This is a genomic window from Amycolatopsis solani (assembly GCF_033441515.1).
In the GTDB taxonomy this organism is placed as follows: domain Bacteria; phylum Actinomycetota; class Actinomycetes; order Mycobacteriales; family Pseudonocardiaceae; genus Amycolatopsis; species Amycolatopsis solani.
The window spans coordinates 1,029,260-1,055,021 of the sequence record NZ_JAWQJT010000001.1 but is presented as its reverse complement, the minus strand read 5'-3'; the positions used below and the strand labels follow the sequence as shown (position 1 = coordinate 1,055,021).

The window sequence follows — 25,762 nt, the reverse complement described above, 5'->3', positions numbered from 1 at the left end:
CGGCTTCAGACCCCCGGCTCACACCGTGACCCGCAGCTCCTTCAACCCCCGGATCACGAACTCCGGCCGCCGCGGCGGAGGCTCCACCAACCGCAACCCCGGCAGCTTCTCCGCCAAAGCACTCAACGCGGCACCGATCTCCACCCGAGCCAGAGGAGCACCCACGCAGTAGTGAATCCCCATCCCGAACCCCAGATGCGCGTTAGGCGTCCGCCCGATGTCCAGCCGGTCCGGCTCCTCGAACACCTCCGGATCCCGCGCCGCGGCCCCGAGCAGCGCCCCGATCTTCTGCCCCTCCGAAACGACATACCCGCGAATCGACACGTCCTCGGTGGCCGTCCGCTCGAACAGCTGCAGCGGAGCGTCGAACCGGATCAGCTCTTCCACGCACGAATCGAGAAGGGAAGGTGAAGCCAGCAGTCGCTCCCACTGGTCCCGATGCGTCAGCAACGCCGTGATCCCGTTGCCGAGCACGTTGACCGTCGCTTCGTGGCCCGCCATCAGCAGCAGCACCGCGGTGGCCACCAGCTCGTCAGGCGTCAGCTCGCTGCGCAGGAGGTCGCTGATGATGTCGTCCCCCGGCGCCGAAGCGCGGGCCGATGCCACCGAGCGGACGTACGACACGAACTCGGCGGAAGCCTGCTCGGCGGCGTCGCGGTCGGACTCCGGGCGCCCGAACTCGTACATCTTCACGATGGCGTTGGACAGCTCGACCATCCGCGGCCCGTCCGAGCCGGGCACGCCGAGCAGCTCCGCGATCACCGCGACCGGCAAGGGCTGGGCGAGGTGCTCGAGGAGGTCCGCGCTGCCGTCGGTGGCGATCGCGGCGGCCAGGTCGTCGACCATGTTCGCGGCCAGCGAGGCGACCATCGGGCGCAGGCGCTGGACGTGGCCGCGGCCGAAGGCGCCCGCGATCAGGCGGCGGAGGCGGGTGTGGGCCGGGGGCTCGTTCTCCAGCAGGGAGTTGCGGTGCAGCAGGTTGAACGACGCGAACCGCTCCAGCGGCTGGGCGTCCTGCCAGATCCGGCCCAGCCCTCGGTGGCGCAGCACCGCCGACGACGCCGCGTGCGACACCGCGATGGCGAGGCCCAGTCCTTCGTGGAAATGGACGTCGCCTTGGGCGCGGAGGGCGGCGAAGGCCGGGTACGGGTCGGCGAGGAACTCGGGATCGCGGGGGTCGAACACGTCGCGAGACTAACCCTTCGATAGCGTTCCAGGCCGAGCCAGAGGAGGCAGCCGTGGGCAAGGGCGCGCGCAAGAAGGGTCCCAAGCAGGCGTCGGACCGCAAGCCGAAGGTGCGCGACGTCTTCGTCGGTCAGCCGTTCGAGGGGCTGGCGGCGGAGCCCGAGCTGATCGCGCTGCGCGAGTTCGTGCCGTCCGCGACCGCGAAGCTGACCCTCGCCGATGGCGGGGACGTCACGCTCGGGACCGTGCTGCCGATGGCGGCCGCCGCGTTCGTGCGGTCGGACGGGGAGCGCTACCTCGGCCTGCAGGTTCAGACCCGCTCCTCCGACATCAGCCGTGACCTCGGCCGGTCGCTGAAGTGGCTGCTCGACGCCAAGGAGGGCGACGTCCTCGGCGTGCCGGACACGACCACGCCGCCGGCCGCCGACGAGCACGCCCGGCTGCAGGACCTGCTGGCGCCGGGTGCCGAACTCGACGTCACGCTGCACACCGACTTCGCCTGGTGGCTGCCCGAGGACGCGGACGCAACCGGGGACGTCGCGGTGTCGCTCGAGCGCGCGAACGCCGCGATCATGCCCACCGAGCGGCTCGGCTCGGGTGCCTACTGGGTGCTCGCCGGCGAGAAGGCGCACCTGCGCTGGGTGCGTCCGGAGCCGGAGAACCTGCTGCTCCAGGCGCTGGCGCGGCTGTCCGCGGCCGGCGAGCTCGGCCTCGGCGAAGGCACGCGGTACGCGGGCTCGTTCCGGGCGCACGGCCTGCTGGTCCCGGTGTGGGACCTCGACCCCGAGGCGCACGCCCGCGAGTGGGCCGAGGCGAAGGACGCCCTCGGGGCCCGGCTCGAGACGGCGCTCAAGTCGCTCGACGGCGAGCCGCTGAACGCGGCCGAGCGGCGGGCCAGGGACGGCCTCATCGGCCGTCAGCTGACCCTGCGCTGACCGGCGCTCACCGGGTGGCTCCACACTCGGTGAGCGTTCAACCAGGGCTTTTGTGGCGCACGAGACACCGCCGACCGAACGCGCCGGTGGGACGATTCTCGGCGTGATACTCCACATCTGCGGGGCGGCCGACTGGGCCGGAGTGGGAGCGGACGACGGCTACCGGCCGTCGTCGCTGGGGGAAGTCGGGTTCGTGCACTGCTCCGACTTCGGCACGGCGCACCTGCCTGCCAACGCGCTCTACCGGGGCCGCACCGATCTGGTGCTGCTCGAAATCGATCCGGCGAAGGTCGGGGCGCCGGTCCGCTGGGAGGTCGGCGAGCCGCCGCACCCGGCCGGGATCTGGTTCCCGCACGTCTACGGGCCGATCCCGCGTGCGGCGGTCGTCGGGGTGCACGAGTTCACCGAAACGGCGGACGGCGGCTTCCGGCTGCCGGACGCACTCGCCCACCGCTGACGTGGGCAACTCATGACCCGCCCGGGCGTCTACGAATTGGGGCGGGAACGCGGGCAACCTGAGGGGGCTGTGATGCGTGTTGGGGGAGAAAGCGACTCGGCTTCTGGCTACCCGACCCCGATGGGAGGCGATACGGTGACCGCTGCGGCACCCGTCCTCACCGGGGGAGAGACGTGGGTGACCAGTGCAGGCCGAGGGAGGGCCGCGACGTTGCCGGGTGAGCTCACCGACTTCGGCGACTTCGTGCAGGCCACCCTGCCGGGGCTGCTGCGGTACGGCCACGCGCTCACCGGCAACCCGCACGACGCGGCCGACCTGGTGCAGACCGTCCTGGAGAAGATCGGTTCGCGCTGGCACTACGTGCACGAGAAGACCGGCGACCCGCTGGCCTACGTCCGCCGTTCGATGGCGAACGCGCACGTCAGCCGCTGGCGTCGGACGCGCCGGGAGAACCTGGTCGCCGACCTGCCGGACACCAGTCCGCACGTGCCGGCCGACCCCTTCGAGCACGAGCCGCTGTGGCGTGCGTTACGGACGCTGCCGCCGCGGCAACGCGCGGTGATGGTGCTGCGTTACTACGAAGGTCTCTCCGAAGCGGAGATCGCCGGGGCGCTCGGCGTCACGCAGGGCACCGTGAAGAGCCAGGCCAGCAAGGCGATCACGTCGCTGCGCACGAAGCTGAAGGCGACCGACAACGAAGGCGAAGGGAGTGACGCGGGTTGAACATCTCCGAGGACGAGCTCGAGCAGCGCCTGCGCGCGATGTTCGCCGATGAGCGGCTGGACCTGCCGCCGCCGGCGGACGCGGGTACGTCCATCGTCGCGGGTGCCGGACGACGTCGTCGCCGTCGTCGCAACCTGCAGGCCGTCACCGGTGTCGCTGCGGCCGTGGTCGTCGTGTCGGCCGGGCTGACGATGGTCCGGATCCACACCGAGGACGGCACCGCCGTGATGTCCGCCGACGGGACCGACATCAGCGTCAAACCGCCCGAGAACCTGACGGCGGGACGGTCGCCGCAGCCGTCGGCGCCGGGGCCGACCGGCACCCAGAGCATCGAGGTTTCCGTGCCGCCGGGCACGCCGACTTCGAAGCCGCCGCGGCCGTCGTCCTCGCACCCTTCGACGTCGTTGCCGACCGTGTCGAGCGGGCCGCTGCTCGCGGCCGACGGCTTCGGCCGCCTCAAGCTGGGCATGTCCGAGGCCGAGGTCACCGCGCAGGCCGTCACGCTCACCGAGGCGCAGGCCGGGGCGAGCTGCACCGTCTACAAGGCGGACGGCGGTGGGGTCCCTGCCGCCGCGAGCGTCGTCATCTCGAAGGCGGTCGGGCTCGTCGTCGTCACCCCGGACGTCGTCGCGCACACCGCCGAAGGCGTCGGCGCCGGAGCCACGAAGGAGCAGGTGCTCGCCGCCTACCCGACGGCCAAGGACGAGAGCGGTGGCGTCGTCGCCCCGGCGAGTCCGGCCGCCGACTACCACTTCCTGCTCGGGGCCGCCGGGGTCGCCCAGACGAGCTTGATGAGCGTCAACCAGGACTGCGCCGGCTGATCAGCCGGCCGCATGCGGAAGCCCGGGCCATCCACAGGGGGAGGGCCCGGGCTTCCGGCATTTCTCGCGCGTGGTGGGAGCGAAAGCTTTAGAGCGCGCCGCCGGCCACCGGCGGCATCTGCGCGTCGGCGCCGTTGTCGCCGACCGACTCGCGGTGGAGGTGGTTCTCGACCTCGAACAGGTTGCCGTTCGCGCGCTTGACGACGTTCAGCAGCGTGCTCATCTGGGAGATCTCTTCGACCTGCTCCTTGAGGAACCACTGCGTGAACTGCTCGCTGATGTAGTCCTCTTCGGCCCGCGCCGCCTTGGTCATCGCGGAGATGTCGGCGGCGACCTCCTTCTCCTGCTCCAGTGCCAGCTCGATGAGCTCGGCGACACCCGAGAAGTCGTTGCGCACCTCGCCGGTGCCGGGGATCTCGACGTGGTGGTCGCGGTCGAGCATGTACTGCACGAGCGCCATCGCGTGGTTGCGCTCTTCGACGGACTGCTTGTAGAAGTGCTTCGCCAGCTGCGGCAGGTCCTCGGCGTCGAACCACACCGCGAGCGCGATGTACTGCTGGGACGCGTTGAACTCGTTGTGGATCTGCGCCTGCAGCAGTTCGAAGAACTTCGAGCGCGGTTCTTTCTTCTTGGTGAGGGCCATGCAGAACAGAATAGATCAAGATTCCGCGCAAAGCCACTCGGTACTGGTGATCTGCCCCCTATTAGGGTTACCATTCCTAGAGAAGACAAACCTTATTTAAGTAAGCCTTCCCTAAATTGTCGAACACATTTAGGGAAGGCTTACTTCATTTAACGCAGTGGTTCGCGGCGGATCGGGCACGACATGCAACGCGGCCCGCCGCGGCCGGAACCCAGCTCGGAGCCCGCGATCGGCAGCACCTCGATGCCCGCCGCCTCCAGCCGCTCGTTCGTCTCGACGTTCCGCTCGTAGCCGACGACGACGCCCGGGGCCAGCGCGAGCGTGTTGTTGCCGTCGTCCCACTGCTCGCGTTCGGCGGTCACCGGGTCGAGGCCGGTGTCGATGACGCGCAGCCGGTCGATCTCCATCGCTTCGGCCGCGGCCACCAGGAACGGGGCCGGGCCGGCCACCTTCACGCCGCCGTCGCCGGTCGGGCGCAGCGTGAACGCGGTCAGGGAGTCGCGTGCCAGCGGGTACATGACCACGGCGTCGGCGTCGACCATCGTGCAGACCGTGTCCAGGTGCATGGTCGCGCGGGACTGCTCGATCGGCACCGCCAGCACGGTGTGCGCGATGCCGTCGGCGAACACCGAGCGGGCGAGCGACTCGGCGCCGGCCGCCGTCGTCCGCTCGCCGACGCCGATGGCCAGCACGCCCGGGGCCAGCAGCATGACGTCGCCGCCTTCGATCGGCGCGGAATGGGCGCCGTACGCGCGGGCCGCGTGCCGGAACTGCGGGTGGTACGCGTAGATCAGGTCCAGCACCGCGGTTTCCCGGCGGCGCGCGGGCATGGTCAGCGACGAAACCGCCACCCGGTCGGCGATCCACGCCGACGAGTCGCGGGTGAACAGCAGGTTCGGCAGCGGGTCGACGGCGAAGTCGTGCGGGTGGTTCATCATCCGCACCAGCGACGCGCCCTCCGCGGACGGCAGCTCCTCGAACGTCATCCCGGCCATCAGGACCTCGGCGAGACCCGCGGCGCTGGCGCTCGACAGGTGCGACCGCAGCGAGTCGGCCAGGTCGCCGCCGAGGCGCCGGTCGTCGACGGCCGCGTGGACGCCCGCCGCGTGGGCGCGGTCGTCCTCCAGCGCGGTGCGGAGCGCGTCGGCCAGCAGCAGGACGTCGACGCCGCGGCTGCGCAGCACTTCGGCGAACGCGTCGTGCTCGGCCTGGGCCCGGTCGACCCACGGGATCGAGTCGAACAGGAGCTGGTCGTTGTTGCGGGGCGTCAGCCTTTTGAGCTCGTTGCCGGGCCGGTGCAGCAGCACCGCGCGCAGGGGTCCGACTTCGCTGTCCACCCGGGGAGGTGTCGTTTCGTCGCTCACCACCCGATCCTATTCACGGGAGCCACGAAACGTGACCTTTGAGCAGCGAATACCCGACGAACGACACGAAGTCGAACAGCGTGTGCGCGGCCACGAGCGGCCACAGCCGGTTCGTCTTCTGCCACAGCCTGCCGAACACCAGGCCCATGATCAGGTTCCCGACGAACCCGCCGAAGCCCTGGTACAGGTGGTACGACCCGCGCAGCACGGCGGCGCCGAACAAGGCGTTGTTCTCGCGGACGCCGAGCTGGCGCAGCCGGGTCAGCAGGTAGCCGACGACCAGGACTTCCTCGGCGAAGGCGTTGCCGAACGCGGACAGCGTCAGCGTGATCGGCCGCCACCACGTGTCGTTCAATGTGGACGGTTGCACCGCCAGGCTGAACCCGAGGTGGTAGGAGACGAAGTAGAGCGCCAGGCCGGGTATCCCGATCAGCGCGGCGAGCGCGAGCGTCAGCAGCGCGTCGCGACCTGGCGACCGGCGGTCCAGGCCGACCTGCGCGATCTTGATCCCCGCGCGCCACAGGAAGTACAGCCCCAGCGCGCCCCAGCCGACCAGCTGGGCGGCCGAGAGCAGCTGCTTGAGCAGGTCGATCAGGCTCGCCGCGGCCTGCGGCACGTTGAGCTGAACCTGCTGCTGGGCCAGCGGCGTCGGCTGCAGCAGCGAGTCCACAAGGGACAGCAGGCTGCGCACGCCGGACAGGCCGAGCGTGATGCCGAAGACGAGCAGCAGCTCGAGCTTGATCGCGCGGCGCTCCGCCGGGTCCTCGATCGTCCCGGGGAATTCGGGGCGGGCCGGGGCCAGCCACGATCGCGCGGTGAACGTCATGCGCGCACGCTACCTTCGGGGTATGCCGAGGAGCATCGCCACCAACGAAACCGTCGACCGCGCCGAGCTGGTCGAGTTCCTGTCCACCCGCCACCGCGCGATCCTGCTGACCACGAAGGCCGACGGCGGGCCGCAGCTTTCGCCGGTCACCTGCGGGGTCGACGCCGAAGGCAGGCTGGTCATCTCGACCTACCCGAAGCGCGCCAAGATCGTGAACATCAAGCGCAACCCCGCCGTCTCGGCCTGCATCCTCTCCGACGAGTGGAACGACCAGTGGGTGCAGCTCAACGGCACCGCGGAGGTGCTGGACATCCCGGAGTCGGTCGAGCCGCTCGTGGAGTACTTCCGGGCCATTTCCGGCGAGCACCCGGATTGGGACGAATACCGCGAAGCCATGGTGAAGCAGGGCAAGAGCATCATCCGGGTGACCATCGAGAGCTGGGGCCCGATCGCGAAGGGCGGGTTCCCCGCCGAGCTAGCCTGACGCGCCGCCGCGCAGGAACGGGCAGCCGACCAGCCGCCGCAGCTCCATCGCGAGCTGCGGCGGGCTGTCGACGGACTTCGAGAAGGCCAGCCGGACGTCGTGGTCGCCGCCCTCGGACTCGACGCGCAGCCGCAGCCCGAACCGGTCGAGGCCGAGCGGGCGGATCCGGCCGCCGCGCAGGTCCGCCGGCAGGTGCTTCGCCAGCTGGTCGACGACGTCGGAGTGGTCGCTCTCCAGGTGTCGCAGCCACTGGGCCTCGTAGTCGTGGAACGGGTCCGGCGGCGCGGCGCTGAACATGTGCGGGCGCAGCGAGTGCGTGCCTTCGGCGTCGGCGAGCACGAGCGACGCCGGGGTGAGCCGCAGCAGCGTGACGCCGTGTCCGACGTCGAGCAGGCGTTCGTCCGCCCGTGTTTCGGCGATCGCTATCGCCCGGGCGCGGGCCGACACCGGCGAGAGCGGGCGCAGCCAGCCGGTGATCCACAGCAGCCCGCGGATCGGCTCCCGCAGGGCGACCGGCGCCTGGTCGGCGAGCTCGACCATCACGGCCAGCTCGCCGCGCTGGGTCTGCTTCGCCGCGTTGACCATCGGGTGGTCGTCGGGCAGCAAGACGCTCACGCTGCCGCTGTGGTGCACGTGGTGCAGGACCGGGACGACGCGCTCGCCGTCGAGACCGGCGCGTTCGCAGGTGGGCAGCAAGGACGCGGGACCGTTGCGGGTCGCGATCGTCTTGGCCCGCTCGGCGGGGTTCGGTGCCGGCGGGCGGCGGATGGATGCGGGTGCCTGGGTCACGGCTCACCTCCTACTTAGGTGAGCCTAACCTGAATTCGACGGTCTGGATAGTCGCCCGCGTCACGCGTTCGTTCCGCTGAACGGAGTATCCGGTAACGCCGGTGACCGGTTCACCGAAAAGCCGGTGATACCGGCCGACACGGTGGGGGCCCAGCGTGCAGATCGTCCCGCTTCCCGAACGCGTGCCGGCGTTCGAACTCGACCCCGCCATGCCGTCCGGGGCGCTGCCGATCTTCGGCGAATACCTCGACCGGATCGGCCGGAGCACCGCGGACCAGCGGTTGCTGTCCTGGGTGTTCCTCGTGTTCGGGTTCGCCCAGTTCTTCACCGGCGCCGGCCTCGCGCTGCCGGTGGGCACGCTCGCGCTGGTCGGCTCGGTCGAGGCGTGGTGGCTCTACCGCGCGTATCTGAGGGTGCCCGAAACGCGGCTGAAGCGGGAAGCGTTCCGGCAGGTGGACGTCACGGTGTTGGTGGCGGCCGGGCCGACGGTCGGCGTGCGCCTGCCGGACGGCCGCTGGCTGCGCGTCCGCCTCGACGAGGCCCACCGGTTGCTGCTGGCCGGGCACCGGCGGGTCTGGCTGCTGGGGCGCGGGCAGAAGGTCTTCGTCGGGTTTTCCGGGCTGGTCCGGGTCCGTCGCGCCCGCATCCACCAGACGCCGCCGCCGGGTGCGGTGGCCGTCCCGGCACCGGCAGGCTCGGGGTCGCCGCGCCTCGACCCGGTGCTCGCCGCGCACCGCCGCCAGCTCGCCCGCGAGCTGCGCCGCACGGCGGCGTTCCTGCTGGTGCTGGCCGGCTTCGCGCTGTGGGTCCGGCTCGACTTCCCGGTGATGGGCTGGGTCGCGTGGGCCTTCGCGACCGGCGCGCTCCTGGGCTCACTGGCCACGGGACTGCGCTCGCTCGCCCACCGCCGCCCCCTGGCCGCCGACCACTGGACGGAACTGCGCGCGGTCCTGGACGGCCCGGTCCGCATGGACCGCCGCGGCACCGCGAGGCTGAGCGGCCTGACGATGCTGGCCGACGGCACGGTCGTCGCTTTCCGCCTCCCCAAGGCCGACCCCTCGATGGCCGCCAACATCGCGGCAACGGGCCGGCTGTGGATCGCCGGAGTGCCTCGGCCAGGCGCGGCCAGAACAGGCTTGCCGGGCTACCCGGTCCTGGGCACGGTCTGGCTGGGCTGAGCGCCTCCGGGCCCGCTGCGGCAAGGTGTCTCACCCCGCGCTGGGCACACCCCGAGCCGCCCACCCCGGCCGCCAGGCGTCGGCGACACCCCGACCAGGCCGCAGGTGGTCCCGCAGCAGAGACACCGCCGGGTGCCGATCGGCCCGGCGCCAGACCAGCGAATGCGGGTACACCGGCACCGGCCGCTCGATCCGCACCCGCCGCAAGTCGTACTCCGCCGGCCAAAGCAGCCGCGCTCCGGTCGGCACCAGCGTCGCGACCTCCGCCGACTTCGCGACCTCGTCCAGCACCACCTCGGTGCCGAAGTTCGGCCCGGTCGTGTCGATCGACAGCCCGAACGCCGCCGCGAGCGCGGCGTAATACGCACCCCACTCCGTCCCGGGCACCACGCCGGGCAGCCAGAGCCGATGCCCGCCCAGCTCGGCCGGCGTCACCGAAGCCGATCCCGCCAGGGGGTGCCGGGGCCCGCACAGCAGCTCGATGGGCTCGTCGAACACCCACTGCGCGTCGAGGTCCGCAGGCAGCTCGACCACCGCGCGGAACGATGCGTCGATCGAGCCGTTCCGCAGCGCGGCGACCGCCGTGTCGAAGAGGGTCACCACCTCCACGGCGATCTCCGGGTGCGCCTCGTGGAACCCGCGCAGCAACGTCGCCGGGCACAGCCGGCGTCCGATGACGTCGACGCGCAGGGGCCCGGTGCGCACCGACGCGAGTGCGCGCGCCTCCGCGGTCAGCAGCTCGTGCGCGTGGGGCAGGAACGCTTCGCCCTCGGCGGTCAGCCGCGCGCCGCGGGCGGTGCGGGTGAACAACCGGGTCCCGACCGCCTTCTCCAGCGTCGCGATGCGCTTCGAGACCGCCTGCTGCGTGATCGACAGCTCTACCGCGGCGTCCTGGAACCGGCCCGCCGCGACGACGGCCACGAAGGTGCGCACTGCGTCGAGGTCCACGGCGCCCGACTTTAGATCCACAACCCGGCGTTGTGGCTCGCCGACGCGTCGGTTGTTTGCTTCGCCGGCCTACTCCTCGCTTTGATCTCCCGGTGATGCGCAGGCGGCTCGGGCGGCGGTTCAGGTGGCTTTGGTCGGCTTACGCCGTGAGCGCGTTCGGCACCTGGCTCGGGTTCGGCGCCTTCCCGATGCTCGCCATCCTCGTGCTGCACGCCGGGCCGGCGGCCGTCTCCGCGCTCGCCGCGATCGGGCCGGCCGTCGGGGCGCTCGTGGCCGTGCCGCTGGGGCCGTGGGTCGACCGGCGCCGGAAGCGGCCGGTCATGGTGGCCATGGACCTGATCCGGTTTGGCGCGCTGCTGAGCGTGCCCGCCTGCTACGCGCTCGGCCTGCTGAGCTTCGGCCAGCTCCTCGCCGTCTCGGTGGTCGTCGCCGCGGCGGACATCACCTTCACATCGGCGAGCGGCGCCTTCCTGAAGGGGCTCGTCGCGCCGGAGGACCTGCTCGTGGCCAACGGCCGGTTCGAGTCGACGAACTGGACCGCCACCGCGCTCGGGCCGCCGCTCGGCGGGGCCGCGTTCGCGGTGCTCGGGCCGGTGACGTCGGTGGTCGCCAACGCCGTCAGCTTCCTGCTTTCCGCGCTCGGGATCCGGGCGATCGGCGGCGACGAACCCCGCCCGCACACCACCGGGCGCCCGCGCGCCCGAGACCTGGCGGGCGGGTGGCGCTTCCTGCTGGCCCACCCCGGGCTGCGGCCCCTCCTGCTCAACGCCATGGTCTTCAACGGCCTGGTCATGGCAACCGAGCCGCTGCTCGCGGTGCTGATGCTGGGCGAGCTCGGGCTCACGCCGTGGCAGTACGGGCTCGCGTTCGCCGTGCCCTGCCTCGGCGGCCTCGCCGGCTCGCGGCTGACCCCGCGGCTGGTCGCCCGGTTCGGGCGGCACCCGGTGCTGCTCACGTCGGGCGCGGTCCGGGCGTGCTGGCTCCTCGCGCTCGCCTTCCTGCCCCGCGGCACCGGCGGGCTCGTCTTCGTCATGGTCGTCGAACTGGGCTTGATCGTCAGCTGCAGCGTCTTCAACCCGGTGCTGGCCACCTACCGCCTCGAACAGCTGCCGCCGGATCGCGCGGCCGGCACGCTCTCGGCGTGGTCGGTCAGCACCAAGGCGGCGATCGCCGCGCTGACCGCGGTGTGGGGCGTGCTCGCCGGCTTCACCGGGCCGCGGGTCGCGATCGGGGTCGCCGGGGTTCTCGTGCTCACGACGCCGCTGCTGCTGCCCCGGCGCGAGCGGACGCCGGTGGCCGTCTAACCCAGCGACTTCCGCGTCGCCTGCTCGGTTTCCAGCACGCCCTGCCGGATGCCTTCCAGCTGGTCGCTCAGCTCCCGCACGGCACCGGTGTCGACGGCGACGTCCGTGGTCGCGGCCGTCAGCTCCGCGACCCGTGCCACCAGGCTGTCCAGGCCGAGCGCGCCGGACTGCAGCTGCGCGAGCAGCTTGTCGCGCGCGCCGGAGAGGCGCGCGTGCACGTCGGCCTGGGCCTGCACCGCCGTCAGCGCCTGCTCGAGATCGCCGTGGACTTCCGGGCTCGCCGAGGGCAGTTCGCGTTCCAGCCGGCGCCGCTCCTTCGCGACCGCGTCGAGGTCGACGCGGGTGAGGGCCTTCCCGGTCGCCGACGCGCGGCCGGCCAGGCGCCGCAGCGTCACCAGCGTCTCCTGGACCACCGGTTCCATGTCCGCGACGCGGTCGGCGAGCGGTCCAGGGTCGAGGGACTCGCTGAGCGACTCGAAGCCCTCGGCCGCGCTTTCGGCCCGGCGCAGCCAGTTCTCCTCGGCCGACCCGGGCGCGACGTCGAGCACCCGCGCCTCACGCGGTTCCGGCTCCTTCTCGCGGGTCGCGACGGCGACGCCCGCCCGCGCGGCGAGCACCGCCACCCCGACCCCGACGGCGGCGACGACCGGCAGCTGCACGGCCCACGCCACCCCGGCCGACGTGGCGGCGAACAGCAGCCCCCACGGTTCGGCGAGCTCACGGGCGAACTTCATGGCCGCCAGGATCTCAGAAATTCGAGATCACGGAGGTGAAGACCTGGTTGATCGAGTCCGGTTTGGACGAGTCGTACTCCGATCCTTCGGTCGCTTCCGCGATCTGCTTCAGCACGTTCTGGTCGGCGTCCGAGCCGTAGGCGATGGTGAACAGCCGGACCGTCTCCGCGTTGCCCTCCGGACGCAGCTGCGGCAGCAGGTGCTCGAGGTCGACGCCGCCGGAATCCTCGTTGCGGCCGTCGGTCAGCACCACGACGGCATTGATCGCCGACGGGTCGAGGTGCGCCTTCATGTACTCGTACGCGGCCTGCGAGGAGTCGTAGAGCCCGGTGCCCGCCTGCGGGGTCAGCCCGCTCAGCCGCGACGCCAGCGTCTCCTTGCCCGCGGTCCCGAGCGCCTGCACCGGGACGAGTTCCTGGTAGTCCTTGTCGCCGTCGAGGTGGGTGGAGAACTGCCAGAGGCCCACCTGGTCGCGTGGCACGAACTGGCCGAGCGCGTCGATCGCGGCCTGCTTGGCCAGGTCGATCTTGCTCTTGCCGGTGCCCTTGACCTCGTCGCCCATCGAGCCGGAGACGTCCACGACCAGCAGCACGTTCGCCTTCTTGCGCAGCTCGGTCCACGTCGTCAGCAGCTTCGAAAGCACGGTCGGCGACGGCGGCCGGATGAAGTTGATCTTCGCGTCGGGCTGGACACCGTTGGCGGTGGTCGCCTGCGGGCCGGGCTTGCCTTCGAACGACCGGAAGCCGAGCGCGGCGAACCGCTGCTGCGTCTCCTGGCCGCGCAGGTAGCCGACGAAGTCGGCGGCGATCTGCTTGCGCGTCGGGTCGGCCCAGTTCAGCGTGACGAACGGGTGGTCGGAGTTGAGCGTGCCGTCGGCCGGGTAGATCGCGACGAGCGGCACCTTCGGCGGCGCGTGCTGGCCGACCTTCGCCGGGTCGTTCGTGGGGTTGCCCTGGTTGTAGCCGATGAGCGAGCTCTCCTCGACGGTCACCGCCGAGATGTAGGACAGCGCCGCGCCGCGGTCGTCGGCCTTCTGCAGGTTCGTCAGGAAGGTGAGCGTGTTGTCGCCGTAGTGCACGATCGCCTGCTCGATGTTCGTGACGAACTGCTTCGCCTCGGGCTTCTCGAGCGCGGCCGCGGTGAGGTCGGACGACGTCCCGGTGGCCGCGTAGTACGCGCCGATGGTGGCGTTCAGCCCCGCGGTCGAGATGTTCGGGTTCGTCTTGCCGAGCCGGAACTTGCCCCACTCGGGGTGGCCGTACTTCGCCCAGCCCGCCGGGTCGGTCGCGAGCGTGGCGAGGTCCTTCCAGCCGATCGGCTTGGCCGGCCAGCCCAGCGCCTCGGCCATCGGCTTCGGCATGGCGACGGTCAGCGGCGAGTTCGCGATCGACGGCGGGTCGCCGTCCGGCACGATCGACGCCGAGTCGCCCTTCGCGTTGACGCGCAGCAGGTTGACCCAGCCGCTCGCGGCCGGCGTCCAGACGTCCGGGCGCGGCCCGTCGGTGGCCTCGTTCCAGCCGTTCGCCAGCGCCTGCATCGCGATGCCCGACGACTTCGATTTCACGACGACGTCGACGCAGTGCCCGGCGACGGACCGTCCGGAGTAGGCCTTGGCGGCTTCTTGGACGATTCCGACCTTTTCCGGTGAGGAAGCGACGTTGAGTGCGACGGCGTCCGCGCCCGTGCATTTCGGCGCGTCGGCCTCGTCGCCCGAGTCGCTGGTCCAGGCCCGGATCCCGATGATCAGCCCGGCGGCGACCACGATCGCGGCCAGGAAGGGGAGGATTTTTCTCTTCCGCCGTGCTGGTTGGGAATTGATCATCGAATCCTCCCCGTTCCGCGACCGGAAAGGCCATTATCCGGTAGCGGAACGGGAAAGGGACGGTATTTTGACTATTGCTTAGGACCGCGGCGCGACCACGTCCACGCGTAACCCGGGTCTTCGGACGCGTCGGCGGCTTCGCCGAGCTCCAGCGGCGCGAACGTGTCGACCATGACCGCGGTCTCGTCGAAGAACTCCGCGCCGATCGACGCCTCCGCCGCGCCCGGCTGCGGGCCGTGCGTGAAGCCGGACGGGTGCAGCGACAGCGAGCCGACGCCGATGCCCGAGCCCTTGCGGGCCTCGTAGTTGCCGCGCACATAGAACATCAGCTCGTCGGAGTCGACGTTCGCGTGGTTGTACGGCACCGGGATCGAGTCCGCGTGGTAGTCGACCTTCCGCGGGCAGAAGGAGCAGACGACGAAGTTCGGGCCCTCGAACGTCTGGTGCACGGGCGGCGGCTGGTGCACGCGGCCGGTGATCGGCTCGAAGTCGTCGATGTTGAACGCCCACGGGTAGAGGCAGCCGTCCCAGCCGACGACGTCGAACGGGTGCGTCGCGTAGGTGTAGCGCGTGAGGCCCGCGCGGTGCCGCACGAGCACCTCGACGTCCTCACCGTCGACCACCAGCGGCGACGACGGCCCGCGGATGTCGCGCTCGCAGTACGGCGAGTGCTCCAGGAACTGGCCCTTCGCCGACAGGTACCGCTTCGGCGGCCCGATGTGGCCGCGCGCTTCCAGCGTGAAGAGGTTGACCTCGCCGTGCGGCACGACGCGGTAGGTGCACGACGTCGGGATCACGAGGTAGTCGCCGTCGCCGACGTCGATGCTGCCGTAGATCGTCTCGACGGTCGCGGAGCCGCCGTGGACGTAGAAGAGCTCGTCGCCGGCCGCGTTGCGGTACAGCGGGCTGGGCGCGGTCGCGGTGACGAAGCCGATGGTGACGTCGTTGTTGCCGAACAGCCGGCGCCGGTCGGTCACCGCGTCGGCCTCGCCGCCGAACTTGAGGTCCTGCGTCCGGTAGGCCCGCGGCTTGAGCGGCAGGTTCGGCGTCAGCGAGCCGCGGTCCTCTTCGACCGTGACGGCGTCGACGATCGCCGTCGGCAGGCCGCGGTGGTAGAGCAGCGCGGAGTCGGCGGAGAAGCCCTCGACGCCCATCAGCTCCTCGGCGTAGAGGCCGCCGTCCGGCTTGCGGAACGCGGTGTGCCGCTTGTGCGGGATCTCGCCTACTTGCCGGTAGTAAGGCATCGCCGTGCCCTCCAGACGTGTCCGCTGTGCGGACGATTTTGTCCTGATGTCGTACGCTACTAGCGTGTCAGTCGTGTCAAGCGCTGTGGAACTCACGCCCCCCGGCCCCCGTGGGATTCCTCCCCTGTTCGCGAGGCTCGTCGACGACTCGGCGCTGTTCCCTCCGGGCGATGCGGCCATGCCCGAAGCTCTGCGCTCGCACTTCGCGAGCCGGGAGTCCGAACACGCCGGTGTCCTGGGGGTTTTTCTCTGCCAGGCCTCCCGGCTGCCGGAGCTGATCACCGAGCTGATCAAGATCAAGCCGAAGCAGCCGCTGCCGCTGTCGCTGATCATCGACACCGGTCTCGGCGGCGTGCCGAAGGCCATCTCGATCGTCGAGTCGCGCAGTGAGCTGCTGGCGCTGCGGATGGTCGAGATGCCCGCGCCGTCGGACGTCGACGAGGTGTGGCTCGAGCGCGTCTCGGAGTTCGTCCCCGAAGACGTCATCCGCGTGGTCGAGCCGCGGCGCGGCGTCGGCTGGCTGGACGGCGTGCGCAAGGTGATCGAGCACGGCAGCTGGCCGAAGATCCGCTGCGGCGGCAAGGCGGGCGAGAACTTCCCCAACGTCGACGAGGTCGCGGACTTCCTCGCCGTCGTCTCCGGCTCCAGCGGTGCGTCGTTCAAGGCGACGAACAGCCTGCACCGCGCGGTGCGGCACACGGACCCGGACACCGGCTTCGTGCACCACGGCTTCCTCAACCTGCTCGTGGCGTCCGCGCGCAGCCTCGCCGGCGGTGACGTCCGGGCGGCGCTGGAGTCGACCGACGCCCAGGCGCTGGCCGACGAGGCCCGTGCGCTGTCCGAGCCGGCCGCGAAGGCCGTGCGGGCGCTCTTCGCGTCCTACGCGGCGGCGTCGTTCGAGGAGCCGGTCGCCGACCTGGGCGAACTCGGCTTGCTGTGACCAGCCGGGAGGGGTCGCTGACGCTCGATCGCGGGCTGGCGCTGCTGCAGGCAGTGGCCGACGCCGGTGGCGACGCGGCGACCATCTCCGAGCTGGCGGTGACCATCGGGGCCAGCCGCGCGGCCGTCTACCGGCTGCTCGTGCCGCTGTCTGAGCGCGGGCTGGTCTGGCGCGACGGCACCAAGGTCCGGCTCGGCGTCGGGCTGCTGCGGCTGGCCGGGCAGGTGCTCCCGCAGCTGCGGGACGCGGCCGGCCCGGTGCTGCGCGAGCTGGCCGAGAAGGTCGGCGCGACCGCGCACCTGTCGGTCGCGCAGGGGGAGCAAGCGCTTGCGGTGGCCGTCGTCGAGCCGTCGTGGACGAGTTTCCACGTCGCCTACCGCGTCGGGAGCAGGCACTCGCTGACCGCCGGCGCGGCGGGCAAGGCGATGTCGCTGCGGCCCGGCGGCGACGGCTGGGTGACGTCGGCGGGCGAGCTCGAAGCGGGCGCGTCCGGGGTCGCGGCGCCGGTCCGCGGGGTGCCCGGGCTGAAGGCGAGCGTCGGTGTCGTCTCGATGGAGCCGTTGAAGGCCGCCGAAGTGGGTCCTCAGGTCGTCGCGGCCGCCGTGCGGCTGGCGGACATCCTCAAGGCTTAGCGCAGCGGCCGGACCATCGTCAGCAGCAGCGTCACGTCGACCGTGAACAGCAGCCGCTCGAACAGGCCCAGCGTGACCTCCTGGTTCGCCGGGCCGAGCAAGAGCGTGAGGACGAACCCGCCGAGCACCACGCCGACGCTGGCGAAGCTCGCGGTGGCCAGGCGCCGGATCGTCGTCCGGCGCGGCTCCCACGGGCAGCGCTCGCGGCCCTTCTTCGTCAGCACGAACGCGGCCGCGGGCAGGGCGACGAACGCCGTGAGCGCGGCGAGGTTGTGGACCTGCCCGGCCAGTGAGCGCGCCTGCCCGTCGGGGTCGACGGGGACGAGCCCGCAGACGAGCAGCCCGGCCGACCAGACGCCGAGCAGCACGCAGACGGCCGTGGTGCCCGGCCGGTGCGCCTTCGCGATGCCGGCGAGCAGGGCGACCGAGCCGAGCGACAGGGCCAGGCACATCACGCTGAACAGCGGCGCGGCCGACGCCGAGCCCAGCTTGCCGTAGACGTACTCCGACAGGGTTTGCCAGACCGGGCTGACCTGGCCGGACAGGCGCAGGTGCAGGCCGATCGAGATGGCCACGGCGAGACCGATGCCGCTGAGCGCGAGCCGGCCGTGCACCGGCGAGACCGCGCGCAATGGCTCGTTCACCTGGCTTCCACCCTTCCGTTTCCGAAAGGTTACCGGGTGAACCTGTGAGGCAGCGGTCAGAAGGCCAGCTGGAGCAGGGCGAACGCGGCGAACCCGGCGAAGACGAACCCGGCGCAGCGCTGGATCAGCTTCGGCTTGATGCGGCTGCGGATCTTCCCGCCGATGAACACGGCGAGCCCGGCGACGATGACGAGCGCGGCGAACGCGCCGACGCCGACGGCGATCGGGTTGCCGATCCGGGCGGCGAGGCTGGCCGTGGCGAGCTGGGAGGCGTCACCCCACTCGGCGGCGAACAGCACGCCGAACGACGTCATCGCGGAGCGCAGGAAGGTCGCCGGCGCCGGGCCGACGCGCGAAGCGTCTTCGCCGGCTTCGTCCGCTTCGCTGAATCCTTCGCGCAGGAGCATGAAAGAACCGAGGCCGAACATCGCGGCGACGACGAGGGAAAGGACGAGATCCGGCAACAGCGTCAGGACGCTGCCGAACGCGACCGCGATGACGCATTGCACGGCGAACGCGGCGCAGACACCGGCGAATACCGGGCCGCCGCGGAAACGGGTGGTCAGCACCAGGGTGGCGACCAGCGTCTTGTCCGGCAGCTCCACGGCGAGGACCAGGCCGAACGCGCTGATCAGCGCCACCATCGCGGAAGTCATGTGATTTCTTCGCCCCTTTCACTGCAACGATAAAGGGGAGGTTTAGACAGCCGCAAGCTGATGGCGAACGCGAAATCGGCCGATCGGTGGTCATGAATTTGTCATGCAGTGTGGGCGCACAATTTTTTTCGGCGTGCCGAATTTTCGTTTGTGGGCTGCGGTAGGTTGGCGCACATGGGGTCGGAAGCGCGTGCCGCGCAGGTCAACGAGGTCATCCGACGGCTGGAAGCGCACTACGTCTTCCCCGCCGTCGCCGCGAAGCTGGCGGACGCGCTCCGCAGTCGTCTCGATGACGGTGCGTACGCGGACGTCGACGACGCCGAGTTCGCGACGCTCGTCACAGCCGACCTGCAGTCGGTCAACGGCGATCCGCACCTGCGCCTGCGCCACCACACCGACCCGGTCGCCGACGACGGCGACGCGGCGGTGAACTCCGACGGCTTCCGGATCGAGGCCGAGCTCGAGGGCTTCGGCGTCGCGGCGGTCCGGCGGCTGGCCGGCAACGTCGGCTACCTCGACACGACGATGCTGTACCCGCCGGAGCTGGCCGGTCCCGCGATCTCGGCCGCGATGACGCTGCTCGCGCCCGCCGACGCGCTGCTGCTGGACGTGCGCCGCAACCGCGGTGGCAGCCCGGGCACCAGCGCGCTCCTCCAGACCTACCTGGTCGACGAGCAGGTGCACTACCTCGACATCTACGAGCGCGAAGGCGACAAGACGACGCAGATGTGGACGCTGCCGTACGTGCCGGGCCCGCGGTTCGGCGGCACGAAGCCGGTCTGGGTGCTGACCGGCCCGCGCACGTTCTCCGGCGGCGAGGACCTGGCGTTCTCGCTCCAGCAGCAGGGCCGGGCGAAGACGGTCGGCGAGGCCACCCGCGGCGGTGCGCACCCGCGTGAGCAGTACAAAGTGGACACCTACCTCGACGTGACGGTGTCGATCGCGCGCTCGTTCCACCCGGAGACGGGGGAGAACTGGGAAGGCACCGGCGTCCGCCCGGACCTCCCGGTGGCGGCGGACAAGGCGTTCGACGCCGCGTACGAGCTGGCGTTGCGGCACGTCCTGGAGCTGGGGGACGCCGGGCCGCGGCGCGGCGTCGCCGAAGAGGCGCGGCAGGCACTCGACCAGGTGAAGGACGTTGGTCCCGGGGTGGACGGGACCGAGTGATCTAGCTGGCGCCCCCGCGCCGGAGCACGCTGGACCACGTGGAGGTCCTTGAGCTAGCGCGGTGGCAGTTCGGCATCACCACCGTCTACCACTTCCTGATGGTCCCGCTGACCATCGGGCTGTCGATCCTGGTCGCGGCGATGCAGACCCAGTGGGTCCGCACCGGCGATCCGCGGCACCTGAAGATGACGAAGTTCTGGGGCAAGCTGCTGCTGGTCAACTTCGCGATGGGCGTCGTGACCGGCATCGTGCAGGAGTTCCAGTTCGGGATGAACTGGAGCGCGTACTCGCGCTTCGTCGGCGACGTCTTCGGCGCGCCGCTCGCGATGGAAGGCCTCGTCGCGTTCTTCGTCGAGTCGACGTTCCTCGGCCTGTGGATCTTCGGCTGGGACCGGCTGCCGAAGAAGGTGCACCTGGCGTGCGCGTGGGCGTTCTCGCTGGCCACGATGGCCTCGGCGTACTTCATCCTGGCCGCGAACTCGTGGATGCAGCACCCGGTCGGTGTGACGTTCGAGAACGGCAAGCCGACGATGAACTCGATCTGGGCGGTGCTGACGAACAACACGGCGCTGGCCGCGATCCCGCACACCCTGGCCGGCGCGTTCTCGGTGGCGGCGGCGTTCCTCGTCGGCGTCGCGGGCTGGCACCTGTGGCGGCGCCGCTCGAACCAGGACGTCTGGCGCTCCTCGCTGCGGCTCGGCGGCTGGGTCGGCATCGCGGCGTTCGCGGTCCTCGCGATCACCGGTGACGCGCAGGGCAAGCTGATGTTCGAGCAGCAGCCGATGAAGATGGCGTCGGCGGAGGCGCTGTGCCACACGGAGAAGCCGGCGAGCTTCTCGATCATCGCGATCGGTGACGTGGCCGGGTCGAACTGCGAGGACGTCAAGACGTTCAACGTGCCGGCGCTGCTGTCGTTCCTGGCGCACAACGACTTCAAGACCGAGGTCAAGGGCGTCGAGGACCTGATCACGGAGTACCAGGCGAAGTACGGCACGAACTACCCGGACGACCCCTCGCTGGGATCGCTCGCGGGCAAGCCGATCGACTACGTGCCGAACCTGCCGGTGACGTACTGGGGCTTCCGCATGATGATCGGCTTCGGCGCGGTCTCGGCGGGCATCGGGCTCCTGGCCCTGTGGCTGACCCGGGAGGACCGGATCCCCACCGCCCGCTGGTTCCCGCTGCTGGTCCTGGGCGGCATCGCGACGCCGTTCCTCGGCAACAGCGCGGGCTGGATCTTCACGGAGATGGGCCGTCAGCCGTTCGTGGTCGTCCCGAACCCGTCGGGGGTCGACGGGGTGTGGATGTTCACGGCCCAGGCTGTGTCGAGGCTGACGACCGGCGAGGTCTGGACGTCGCTGATCGCCCTGACCACGGTGTACGCCGCGCTGGGCCTGGTCGAGCTGTACCTGATGCGCAAGTACATCCGCGGCGGCGTCGAAGCGGTGATGCCCCCGGAAACGAAGGATTCCGACAAACCGGGCGAGGACACACTCGCCTTCGCCTACTGAGGTGCTGACGATGAGTGCCGATGTGATCACCCTCGTGGGTTACCCACAGCCAGCCTGTGGACAACTCGTCAGGTTGTGGACAACTCACGGCGACGGAGTGGGAGGAGTGACCCGATGACCCTCGAAATCGTCTGGTTCGTCGTCATCGCCTTCTTCTGGCTCGGCTACCTGTTCCTCGAAGGCTTCGACTTCGGCGTCGGCATGCTGATGCCGGTCCTCGCCCGCGACAACACCGAACGCCGGGTCATGGTCAACACCATCGGACCGGTCTGGGACGGCAACGAGGTCTGGCTCATCGTCGCCGGCGGCGCGATGTTCGCGGCCTTCCCCGGCTGGTACGCCAGCCTGTTCTCGGCCGCCTACCTGCCGCTCCTGCTCCTGCTGCTCGCCCTCATCGGCCGTGGCGTCGCGTTCGAGTACCGCGGCAAGGTCGACTCCGACCGCTGGCGCCGCACCTGGGACCGCGTCATCATGGTCGGCTCGTGGATCCCGCCGCTCGGCGTCGGGCTCGTCCTCTCGACCACCGTCCTCGGCCTGCCCCTCGACGCCGACGGCAACCGCGTCGGCTCGGCGTTCGCGGCCCTCCGCTGGGACACCCTGCTCGGCGCGGTCGCCATCGCCGCCTTCTCGATCACGCACGGCGCCGCGTTCCTCGCCCTCAAGACCAGCGGCGACCTGCGGGAACGCGCCCGCAAGCTGGCGCTCCGCCTGCTGCCGCCCGCGATGGTGCCGATCGTCGCGTTCCTGACGGTCGTCCAGTGGCGTGAAGGCACGCTGTGGACGCTGCTCGCGTTCGGCATCGCCGCCGTCGCCGCGGTCGTGGCCTGGTTCCGGCTGCGCGCCGACCGCGACGGCCAGGCGTTCGCCGCGCTCGGCGTCGTCATCGCCGGGGCCGCCGTGGTCATGTTCGGTTCGCTCTTCCCGAACGTGCTGCCCTCGACCCTCGACGCCGCCAACACGCTCACCATCGAGGATGCCGCGTCGAGCCCGTACACGCTGACCGTGATGACCTGGGTCGCCGTCTTCGGCGCCCCGGCCGTGCTGATCTACCAGGGCTGGACTTATTGGGTGTTCCGCAAGCGCATCGGTGTCCAGCACATTCCGGCGGTTCACGCGCCATGACCGAACTTCCCGGACGCGCTCCTCTTCTCGCCTCGGAGTCCACAGTGGACTCGGTGCGGCCGGGAAAGGGCCCGCTCGGCGCATTGCCGGCCCTCGTGCCGGCCGTGCGCCGGGCGCTGGCCCTGGTGGGGTTCCTCTCGTTCCTCCACGCCGCCGCGCTGGTGGCACAGGCGTTCCTGCTCGCCGACGTCCTCGCGGCGATCGTCGGAGCGGGCGTCGGGGGACGCACCGCCCAGCTGGCCGCGCTGCTCGCGCTCGTCGCGACGCGCGCGCTGACCGGCTGGGCGGTGCGCACGGTCTCGGCCCGCGCCGCCGCGACCGCGCAACGCGAGCTGCGGGCCCGGGCCGTCGACCACGCGCTGCGCCTCGGCCCCGAGTGGATCGCCCACCGCGGCCACGGCGAGCTGACCGCGCTCACCACCCGCGGCCTCGACGCGCTCGACGCCTACTTCCGCGAATACCTGCCCGCCCTGGTGACGGCGGCCGTCGTCCCGCTCGGCGCCGGCGCGGCGATCCTGTTCGCCGACTGGCCGTCCGGCGTGCTCATCGCGCTGACCGTGCCGCTGCTCCCGATGTTCGCGATCCTCGTCGGCAAGTACACGGCCGGCCGCGTCGCCGGCGCGACCGACGCGACGCACCGGATGTCGGAGCTGCTCCTCGAACTCGTGCGCGTGCTCCCGGTGCTGACCGCGTTCCGCCGTGCCGCGGCCCAGGGCGAGACCGTCCGGCGGCTGTCCGAACGCCACCGCCGCGCGACGCTCAAGACGTTGAAGGTCGCCTTCTCCTCGGCGTTCGTCCTCGAGCTCGCCGCGACGCTGTCGGTGGCGCTGGTCGCGGTCGTCATCGGCGTCCGGCTCGCCGGCGGCCACCTGCCGCTGGCCATCGGGCTCGGCGTGCTGATCCTCGCGCCGGAGTGCTACCAGCCGCTGCGCGCGGTCGGCGCCGCGTTCCACGCCAGCGAGGACGGCGTCGAAGCGGTCCGGCGCGTCGCCGACCTGCTGGCCACCCCGGCTCCCGCGGCCGGCACTGAGGTCCCCGCCCGCGGCGAGCTCCGGGTGTCTTCGCTCCGGGTGGCCCGGCGCGGCGGCTTCGCCCCGGACGGCGAGACGTTCTCGGTCCGCCCGGGCGAGACGGTCTGGCTCCGCGCCCCGAGCGGCGGCGGCAAGTCGACGACCCTCTCGGCCCTGCTCGGCTTCGTCCCGGCGCACGACGGCACCATCACGGCCGGCGGCGTGGACCTCGCCGACGCCGACCTCGAGCGCTGGCGCGAACAGGTCGCGTGGGTGCCGCAGTCGCCGGTGTTCGCCGGCGGCACGGTCCGCGAGGAAGTCGGTTCCGACGCCCTGCTGGACGAACTCGGCCTGACCGGGCTCGCGGACCGCCCGGTCGCGAAGCTGTCGCTGGGCCAGCGCCAGCGCGTCGCCGTCGCCCGCGCCCTGGTGCGGGTCCAGGGCGGCGCCTGGCTGCTGCTGCTCGACGAGCCGACGGCCCACCTCGACGAAGCCACCGCCCGCCTGGTCCTCGACGCGGTCCAGCGAGCAGTCGACAACGGCGCCGCGGCCGTCATCGCGGCCCACGAGCGCACGGCCGCCGTCGACCTGGCTGCTGATATCGCCCCGGCTGCCGAAGTGTCCACAACGGACTCCTCGGCCACGCCGCTGGGCTGGCGCGCCCTCCTCGACGGCCGCATGTTCGCCGGCGCGGTGCTCGGCGCGGTGGCGCTGCTGGCCGGGGTGGCGCTGACCGCGACGTCGGGCTGGCTCATCGCCAAGGCGTCGCAGCAGCCACCGATCCTGACGCTGACCGTGGCGGTCGTCGGCGTCCGCGCGTTCGGCCTGGGCCGCGCCGGGCTGCGGTACGTCGAGCGCCTGGTCACGCACGACGCCGCGTTCCGCATCGCCGGCCGCTTGCGCGTACGGCTCTGGACTTCCCTGGTCCGCCTCGGCCCCGCGCGCGGCCTGCGTGCGGGCGAGGGGCAGCGCCGCCTGGTCGCCGACGTCGACACGGTGCGCGACCTCCTGCCGAGGGTGGTGTCGCCCCCGCTGGTGGTGACGCTGGTCGCGGCCGGCGCGATCGCCGTCCAGACGTGGGTCCTCCCCGCGGCCGGCCTGACCCTCGCCGCGGCGGTGGCCATCGGGCTGTGCGCGCCGTGGGTCGCGCTGCGCACCGAGCGCCGGGCGACGTCGGCCCTGGCGACCGGCCGCCGCGACGTCGCTTCGCGAGTCCTGACCCTGTTCGAAGCGGCGGCCGAACTCCTCGCCTTCGGCACCGCCCGCGACCACCGCCGTGCCCTGGCGGACGCCGACACCCGACTGGCCGCGCAGGCCCGCCGCCAAGCTTTCGGCGCGGGCGCGGCGGAAGCACTGGTCACGCTGGCCTGCGGCACGGCCGCGGTCGTCAGCACGGCGCTGGCCGCCTCGGCGGTCACGTCCGGCGGGCTCGACCCGGTCCTGGCGCCCGTCCTGGCGTTGGTTCCGCTCGCGCTGGCGGAGGTCCTCGCGCTGCTGCCGCCGGTGGCGCAGCACTGGGACACGCTGCAGCGCGCCCGCCGCCGTCTCGCGGACGCACCGCCCGAGCCGGCCCGGCCCGCACACCCCGAAGCGGGCGTCGAGCTGCGCGGAGCGGACCTCGGCTGGCCGGACGGCCCGGTCGTCCTCCACGACGTCGACGTGCACCTTCAGCCGGGCACGTACGCCGCCGTGGTCGGACCGAGCGGCGCCGGCAAGTCGACGCTCGTCGCCGCCCTGCTCGGCTTCCTCGCGCCGCGGGCCGGCGTGGTCGCCGTCCCGGACGAGGTCGCGTGGGCCCCGCAGGAGCCGATGCTCGCGGCCACGACGGTCGGCGAGAACCTCCGCCTCGCCCGCCCCACGGCGACCGAGGACGACCTCCGCCGAGCGCTCCACCAAGCCGCCCTCGACGACGTCGACCCGGCCACCCTGCTCGGCAGCGGCGGCACCGGACTGTCGGGTGGACAGGCCCAGCGAGTCGCACTGGCGCGCGCCCTGCTCGGCGCACCGACGGCGGGGCTAGTCCTGCTGGACGAACCGACCGCGCACCTCGACGAGCCGACCGCCCAGGCCGTGCGCGCCCACCTGCGCGAAGCCCTGGCCGGCCGCACGGTGCTGCACGTGACCCACCGAGCCGACGAGGCCGCCGACGCGGACGTCGTCCTCGAAGTCCGCGACGGCCGGGTCGTGACCCGAGTACCGGTGCCGTGATCGCGCCACCACCGCACCGCGCGATAATGACGGAACTCATGGATCCGACGCTTGCCGCGCGGGCACTGTCCGCCGCCACCGAGATCACGAGCACCGCCCTGTCCGGCGACGACCCGGGCGCGGTGCTCGACACGGTCGTCGCACGCGCCGCCGAACTCGCCGACGCCGACCTGGGCCTCGCAATGGTGAGCGCCGACGACGGCCGCGTGGTGGTGGAGGCCGCGCACTACGCGACCGCCCACCCGGCAGCGCTTCCGAACGCCGGTGGCCGCGGGCCATCAAGTGCCGGTGAACCGGCGTCGAAGGTGAGTGCCGCTGAGTCAGCCGACCAGCCCGCTGCCGCCGCGGACGCCAGCGCCGAACCAGTCGCGGACGCCAGCCCTGGACCGGTCGCGGGCTCCAGTGCTGGCCCGCT

24 protein-coding genes are annotated in these 25,762 nt (G+C 71.8%); 13 read left to right on the top strand and 11 right to left on the bottom strand.

The genetic code is table 11. The annotated features are described in order from the left end of the window. Window positions 1-18 precede the first annotated feature (18 nt). Window positions 19-1,185, bottom strand: coding sequence for a cytochrome P450 (locus tag SD460_RS05370; protein ID WP_290051494.1), 1,167 nt, complete (start codon window positions 1,183-1,185; stop codon window positions 19-21). Window positions 1,186-1,238: 53 nt separating this feature from the next. Between SD460_RS05370 and SD460_RS05365 the strand changes: the two genes are divergently transcribed. The 4 genes from SD460_RS05365 to SD460_RS05350 all read left to right on the top strand — a co-directional run bounded on the left by SD460_RS05365 (window position 1,239) and on the right by SD460_RS05350 (window position 4,121). After that, window positions 1,239-2,120 (top strand): DUF5926 family protein, encoded by an 882-nt coding sequence (locus SD460_RS05365; RefSeq protein WP_290051496.1) that lies wholly within the window; start codon window positions 1,239-1,241, stop codon window positions 2,118-2,120. Between the two features lie 103 nt (window positions 2,121-2,223). Next, window positions 2,224-2,577, top strand: a complete 354-nt coding sequence (locus SD460_RS05360; protein ID WP_318305966.1) for a DUF952 domain-containing protein — start codon at window positions 2,224-2,226, stop codon at window positions 2,575-2,577. 210 nt (window positions 2,578-2,787) lie between these two features. Beyond that, window positions 2,788-3,300 (top strand): SigE family RNA polymerase sigma factor, encoded by a 513-nt coding sequence (locus tag SD460_RS05355; protein WP_290051540.1) that lies wholly within the window; start codon window positions 2,788-2,790, stop codon window positions 3,298-3,300. Beyond that, complete coding sequence (locus tag SD460_RS05350) at window positions 3,297-4,121, top strand: hypothetical protein (protein ID WP_290051500.1); 825 nt, start codon at window positions 3,297-3,299, stop codon at window positions 4,119-4,121. Before SD460_RS05355 ends, SD460_RS05350 begins: the two co-directional genes overlap by 4 nt. An 88-nt stretch (window positions 4,122-4,209) precedes the next feature. Here SD460_RS05350 and SD460_RS05345 read toward each other — a convergent pair whose 3' ends face one another. From SD460_RS05345 to SD460_RS05335, 3 genes are all read right to left on the bottom strand, one after another. Then, window positions 4,210-4,764: a ferritin gene (locus tag SD460_RS05345; protein ID WP_290051501.1), complete on the bottom strand. Its 555-nt coding sequence runs from the start codon at window positions 4,762-4,764 to the stop codon at window positions 4,210-4,212. Window positions 4,765-4,913: 149 nt separating this feature from the next. Next, window positions 4,914-6,101: an arginine deiminase gene (locus SD460_RS05340; RefSeq protein ID WP_318306543.1), complete on the bottom strand. Its 1,188-nt coding sequence runs from the start codon at window positions 6,099-6,101 to the stop codon at window positions 4,914-4,916. Between the two features lie 40 nt (window positions 6,102-6,141). Then, on the bottom strand, window positions 6,142-6,954 hold the full coding sequence (locus tag SD460_RS05335) for a CPBP family intramembrane glutamic endopeptidase (protein ID WP_290051502.1): 813 nt from the start codon (window positions 6,952-6,954) through the stop codon (window positions 6,142-6,144). A gap of 22 nt (window positions 6,955-6,976) precedes the next feature. Between SD460_RS05335 and SD460_RS05330 the strand changes: the two genes are divergently transcribed. Then, complete coding sequence (locus SD460_RS05330; protein ID WP_290051504.1) at window positions 6,977-7,438, top strand: PPOX class F420-dependent oxidoreductase; 462 nt, start codon at window positions 6,977-6,979, stop codon at window positions 7,436-7,438. Here the strand turns inward: SD460_RS05330 and SD460_RS05325 are convergent. Then, complete coding sequence (locus SD460_RS05325; RefSeq protein WP_290051507.1) at window positions 7,430-8,227, bottom strand: DUF2470 domain-containing protein; 798 nt, start codon at window positions 8,225-8,227, stop codon at window positions 7,430-7,432. The two genes, SD460_RS05330 and SD460_RS05325, sit on opposite strands and share 9 nt — an antisense overlap. A 155-nt stretch (window positions 8,228-8,382) precedes the next feature. Between SD460_RS05325 and SD460_RS05320 the strand changes: the two genes are divergently transcribed. Continuing rightward, on the top strand, window positions 8,383-9,405 hold the full coding sequence (locus SD460_RS05320) for a hypothetical protein (protein WP_290051508.1): 1,023 nt from the start codon (window positions 8,383-8,385) through the stop codon (window positions 9,403-9,405). A 30-nt stretch (window positions 9,406-9,435) separates the two neighbouring features. Here the strand turns inward: SD460_RS05320 and SD460_RS05315 are convergent, their stop codons facing one another. After that, on the bottom strand, window positions 9,436-10,353 hold the full coding sequence (locus SD460_RS05315; RefSeq protein WP_290051510.1) for a LysR family transcriptional regulator: 918 nt from the start codon (window positions 10,351-10,353) through the stop codon (window positions 9,436-9,438). 92 nt (window positions 10,354-10,445) lie between these two features. Here SD460_RS05315 and SD460_RS05310 point away from each other — a divergent pair, with 92 nt between their 5' ends. Beyond that, window positions 10,446-11,657, top strand: coding sequence for an MFS transporter (locus SD460_RS05310; protein ID WP_318305965.1), 1,212 nt, complete (start codon window positions 10,446-10,448; stop codon window positions 11,655-11,657). Here SD460_RS05310 and SD460_RS05305 read toward each other — a convergent pair. The 3 genes from SD460_RS05305 to SD460_RS05295 all read right to left on the bottom strand — a co-directional run bounded on the left by SD460_RS05305 (window position 11,654) and on the right by SD460_RS05295 (window position 15,457). Continuing rightward, the gene (locus tag SD460_RS05305) at window positions 11,654-12,391 is read right to left on the bottom strand and encodes a hypothetical protein (protein ID WP_318305964.1); all 738 of its coding nucleotides are present in this window, start codon (window positions 12,389-12,391) and stop codon (window positions 11,654-11,656) included. The two genes, SD460_RS05310 and SD460_RS05305, sit on opposite strands and share 4 nt — an antisense overlap. Window positions 12,392-12,404: 13 nt before the next feature. After that, on the bottom strand, window positions 12,405-14,213 hold the full coding sequence (locus SD460_RS05300) for a substrate-binding and VWA domain-containing protein (RefSeq protein ID WP_290051517.1): 1,809 nt from the start codon (window positions 14,211-14,213) through the stop codon (window positions 12,405-12,407). A gap of 71 nt (window positions 14,214-14,284) precedes the next feature. Beyond that, window positions 14,285-15,457: a homogentisate 1,2-dioxygenase gene (locus SD460_RS05295; protein ID WP_290051520.1), complete on the bottom strand. Its 1,173-nt coding sequence runs from the start codon at window positions 15,455-15,457 to the stop codon at window positions 14,285-14,287. A gap of 85 nt (window positions 15,458-15,542) precedes the next feature. Here SD460_RS05295 and SD460_RS05290 point away from each other — a divergent pair, with 85 nt between their 5' ends. Beyond that, the gene (locus SD460_RS05290) at window positions 15,543-16,397 is read left to right on the top strand and encodes a hypothetical protein (RefSeq protein ID WP_290051544.1); all 855 of its coding nucleotides are present in this window, start codon (window positions 15,543-15,545) and stop codon (window positions 16,395-16,397) included. Beyond that, window positions 16,394-17,029: an IclR family transcriptional regulator gene (locus SD460_RS05285; RefSeq protein WP_290051522.1), complete on the top strand. Its 636-nt coding sequence runs from the start codon at window positions 16,394-16,396 to the stop codon at window positions 17,027-17,029. Before SD460_RS05290 ends, SD460_RS05285 begins: the two co-directional genes overlap by 4 nt. Here SD460_RS05285 and SD460_RS05280 read toward each other — a convergent pair. Both SD460_RS05280 and SD460_RS05275 read right to left on the bottom strand, forming a co-directional pair. Further along, window positions 17,026-17,673: a DUF998 domain-containing protein gene (locus SD460_RS05280; RefSeq protein ID WP_318305963.1), complete on the bottom strand. Its 648-nt coding sequence runs from the start codon at window positions 17,671-17,673 to the stop codon at window positions 17,026-17,028. The genes SD460_RS05285 and SD460_RS05280 overlap by 4 nt on opposite strands. A gap of 56 nt (window positions 17,674-17,729) precedes the next feature. After that, window positions 17,730-18,317, bottom strand: coding sequence for a TMEM165/GDT1 family protein (locus SD460_RS05275; protein ID WP_290051546.1), 588 nt, complete (start codon window positions 18,315-18,317; stop codon window positions 17,730-17,732). 186 nt (window positions 18,318-18,503) lie between these two features. Between SD460_RS05275 and SD460_RS05270 the strand changes: the two genes are divergently transcribed. The 4 genes from SD460_RS05270 to cydC all read left to right on the top strand — a co-directional run bounded on the left by SD460_RS05270 (window position 18,504) and on the right by cydC (window position 25,347). Then, complete coding sequence (locus tag SD460_RS05270; protein WP_290051526.1) at window positions 18,504-19,496, top strand: S41 family peptidase; 993 nt, start codon at window positions 18,504-18,506, stop codon at window positions 19,494-19,496. 38 nt (window positions 19,497-19,534) lie between these two features. Continuing rightward, window positions 19,535-21,007: a cytochrome ubiquinol oxidase subunit I gene (locus SD460_RS05265; RefSeq protein WP_290051529.1), complete on the top strand. Its 1,473-nt coding sequence runs from the start codon at window positions 19,535-19,537 to the stop codon at window positions 21,005-21,007. Between the two features lie 114 nt (window positions 21,008-21,121). Then, on the top strand, window positions 21,122-22,129 hold the full coding sequence (cydB, locus tag SD460_RS05260) for a cytochrome d ubiquinol oxidase subunit II (protein ID WP_318305962.1): 1,008 nt from the start codon (window positions 21,122-21,124) through the stop codon (window positions 22,127-22,129). Continuing rightward, window positions 22,126-25,347, top strand: a complete 3,222-nt coding sequence (gene cydC, locus SD460_RS05255) for a thiol reductant ABC exporter subunit CydC (protein ID WP_318305961.1) — start codon at window positions 22,126-22,128, stop codon at window positions 25,345-25,347. Before cydB ends, cydC begins: the two co-directional genes overlap by 4 nt. Window positions 25,348-25,762 lie beyond the last annotated feature (415 nt).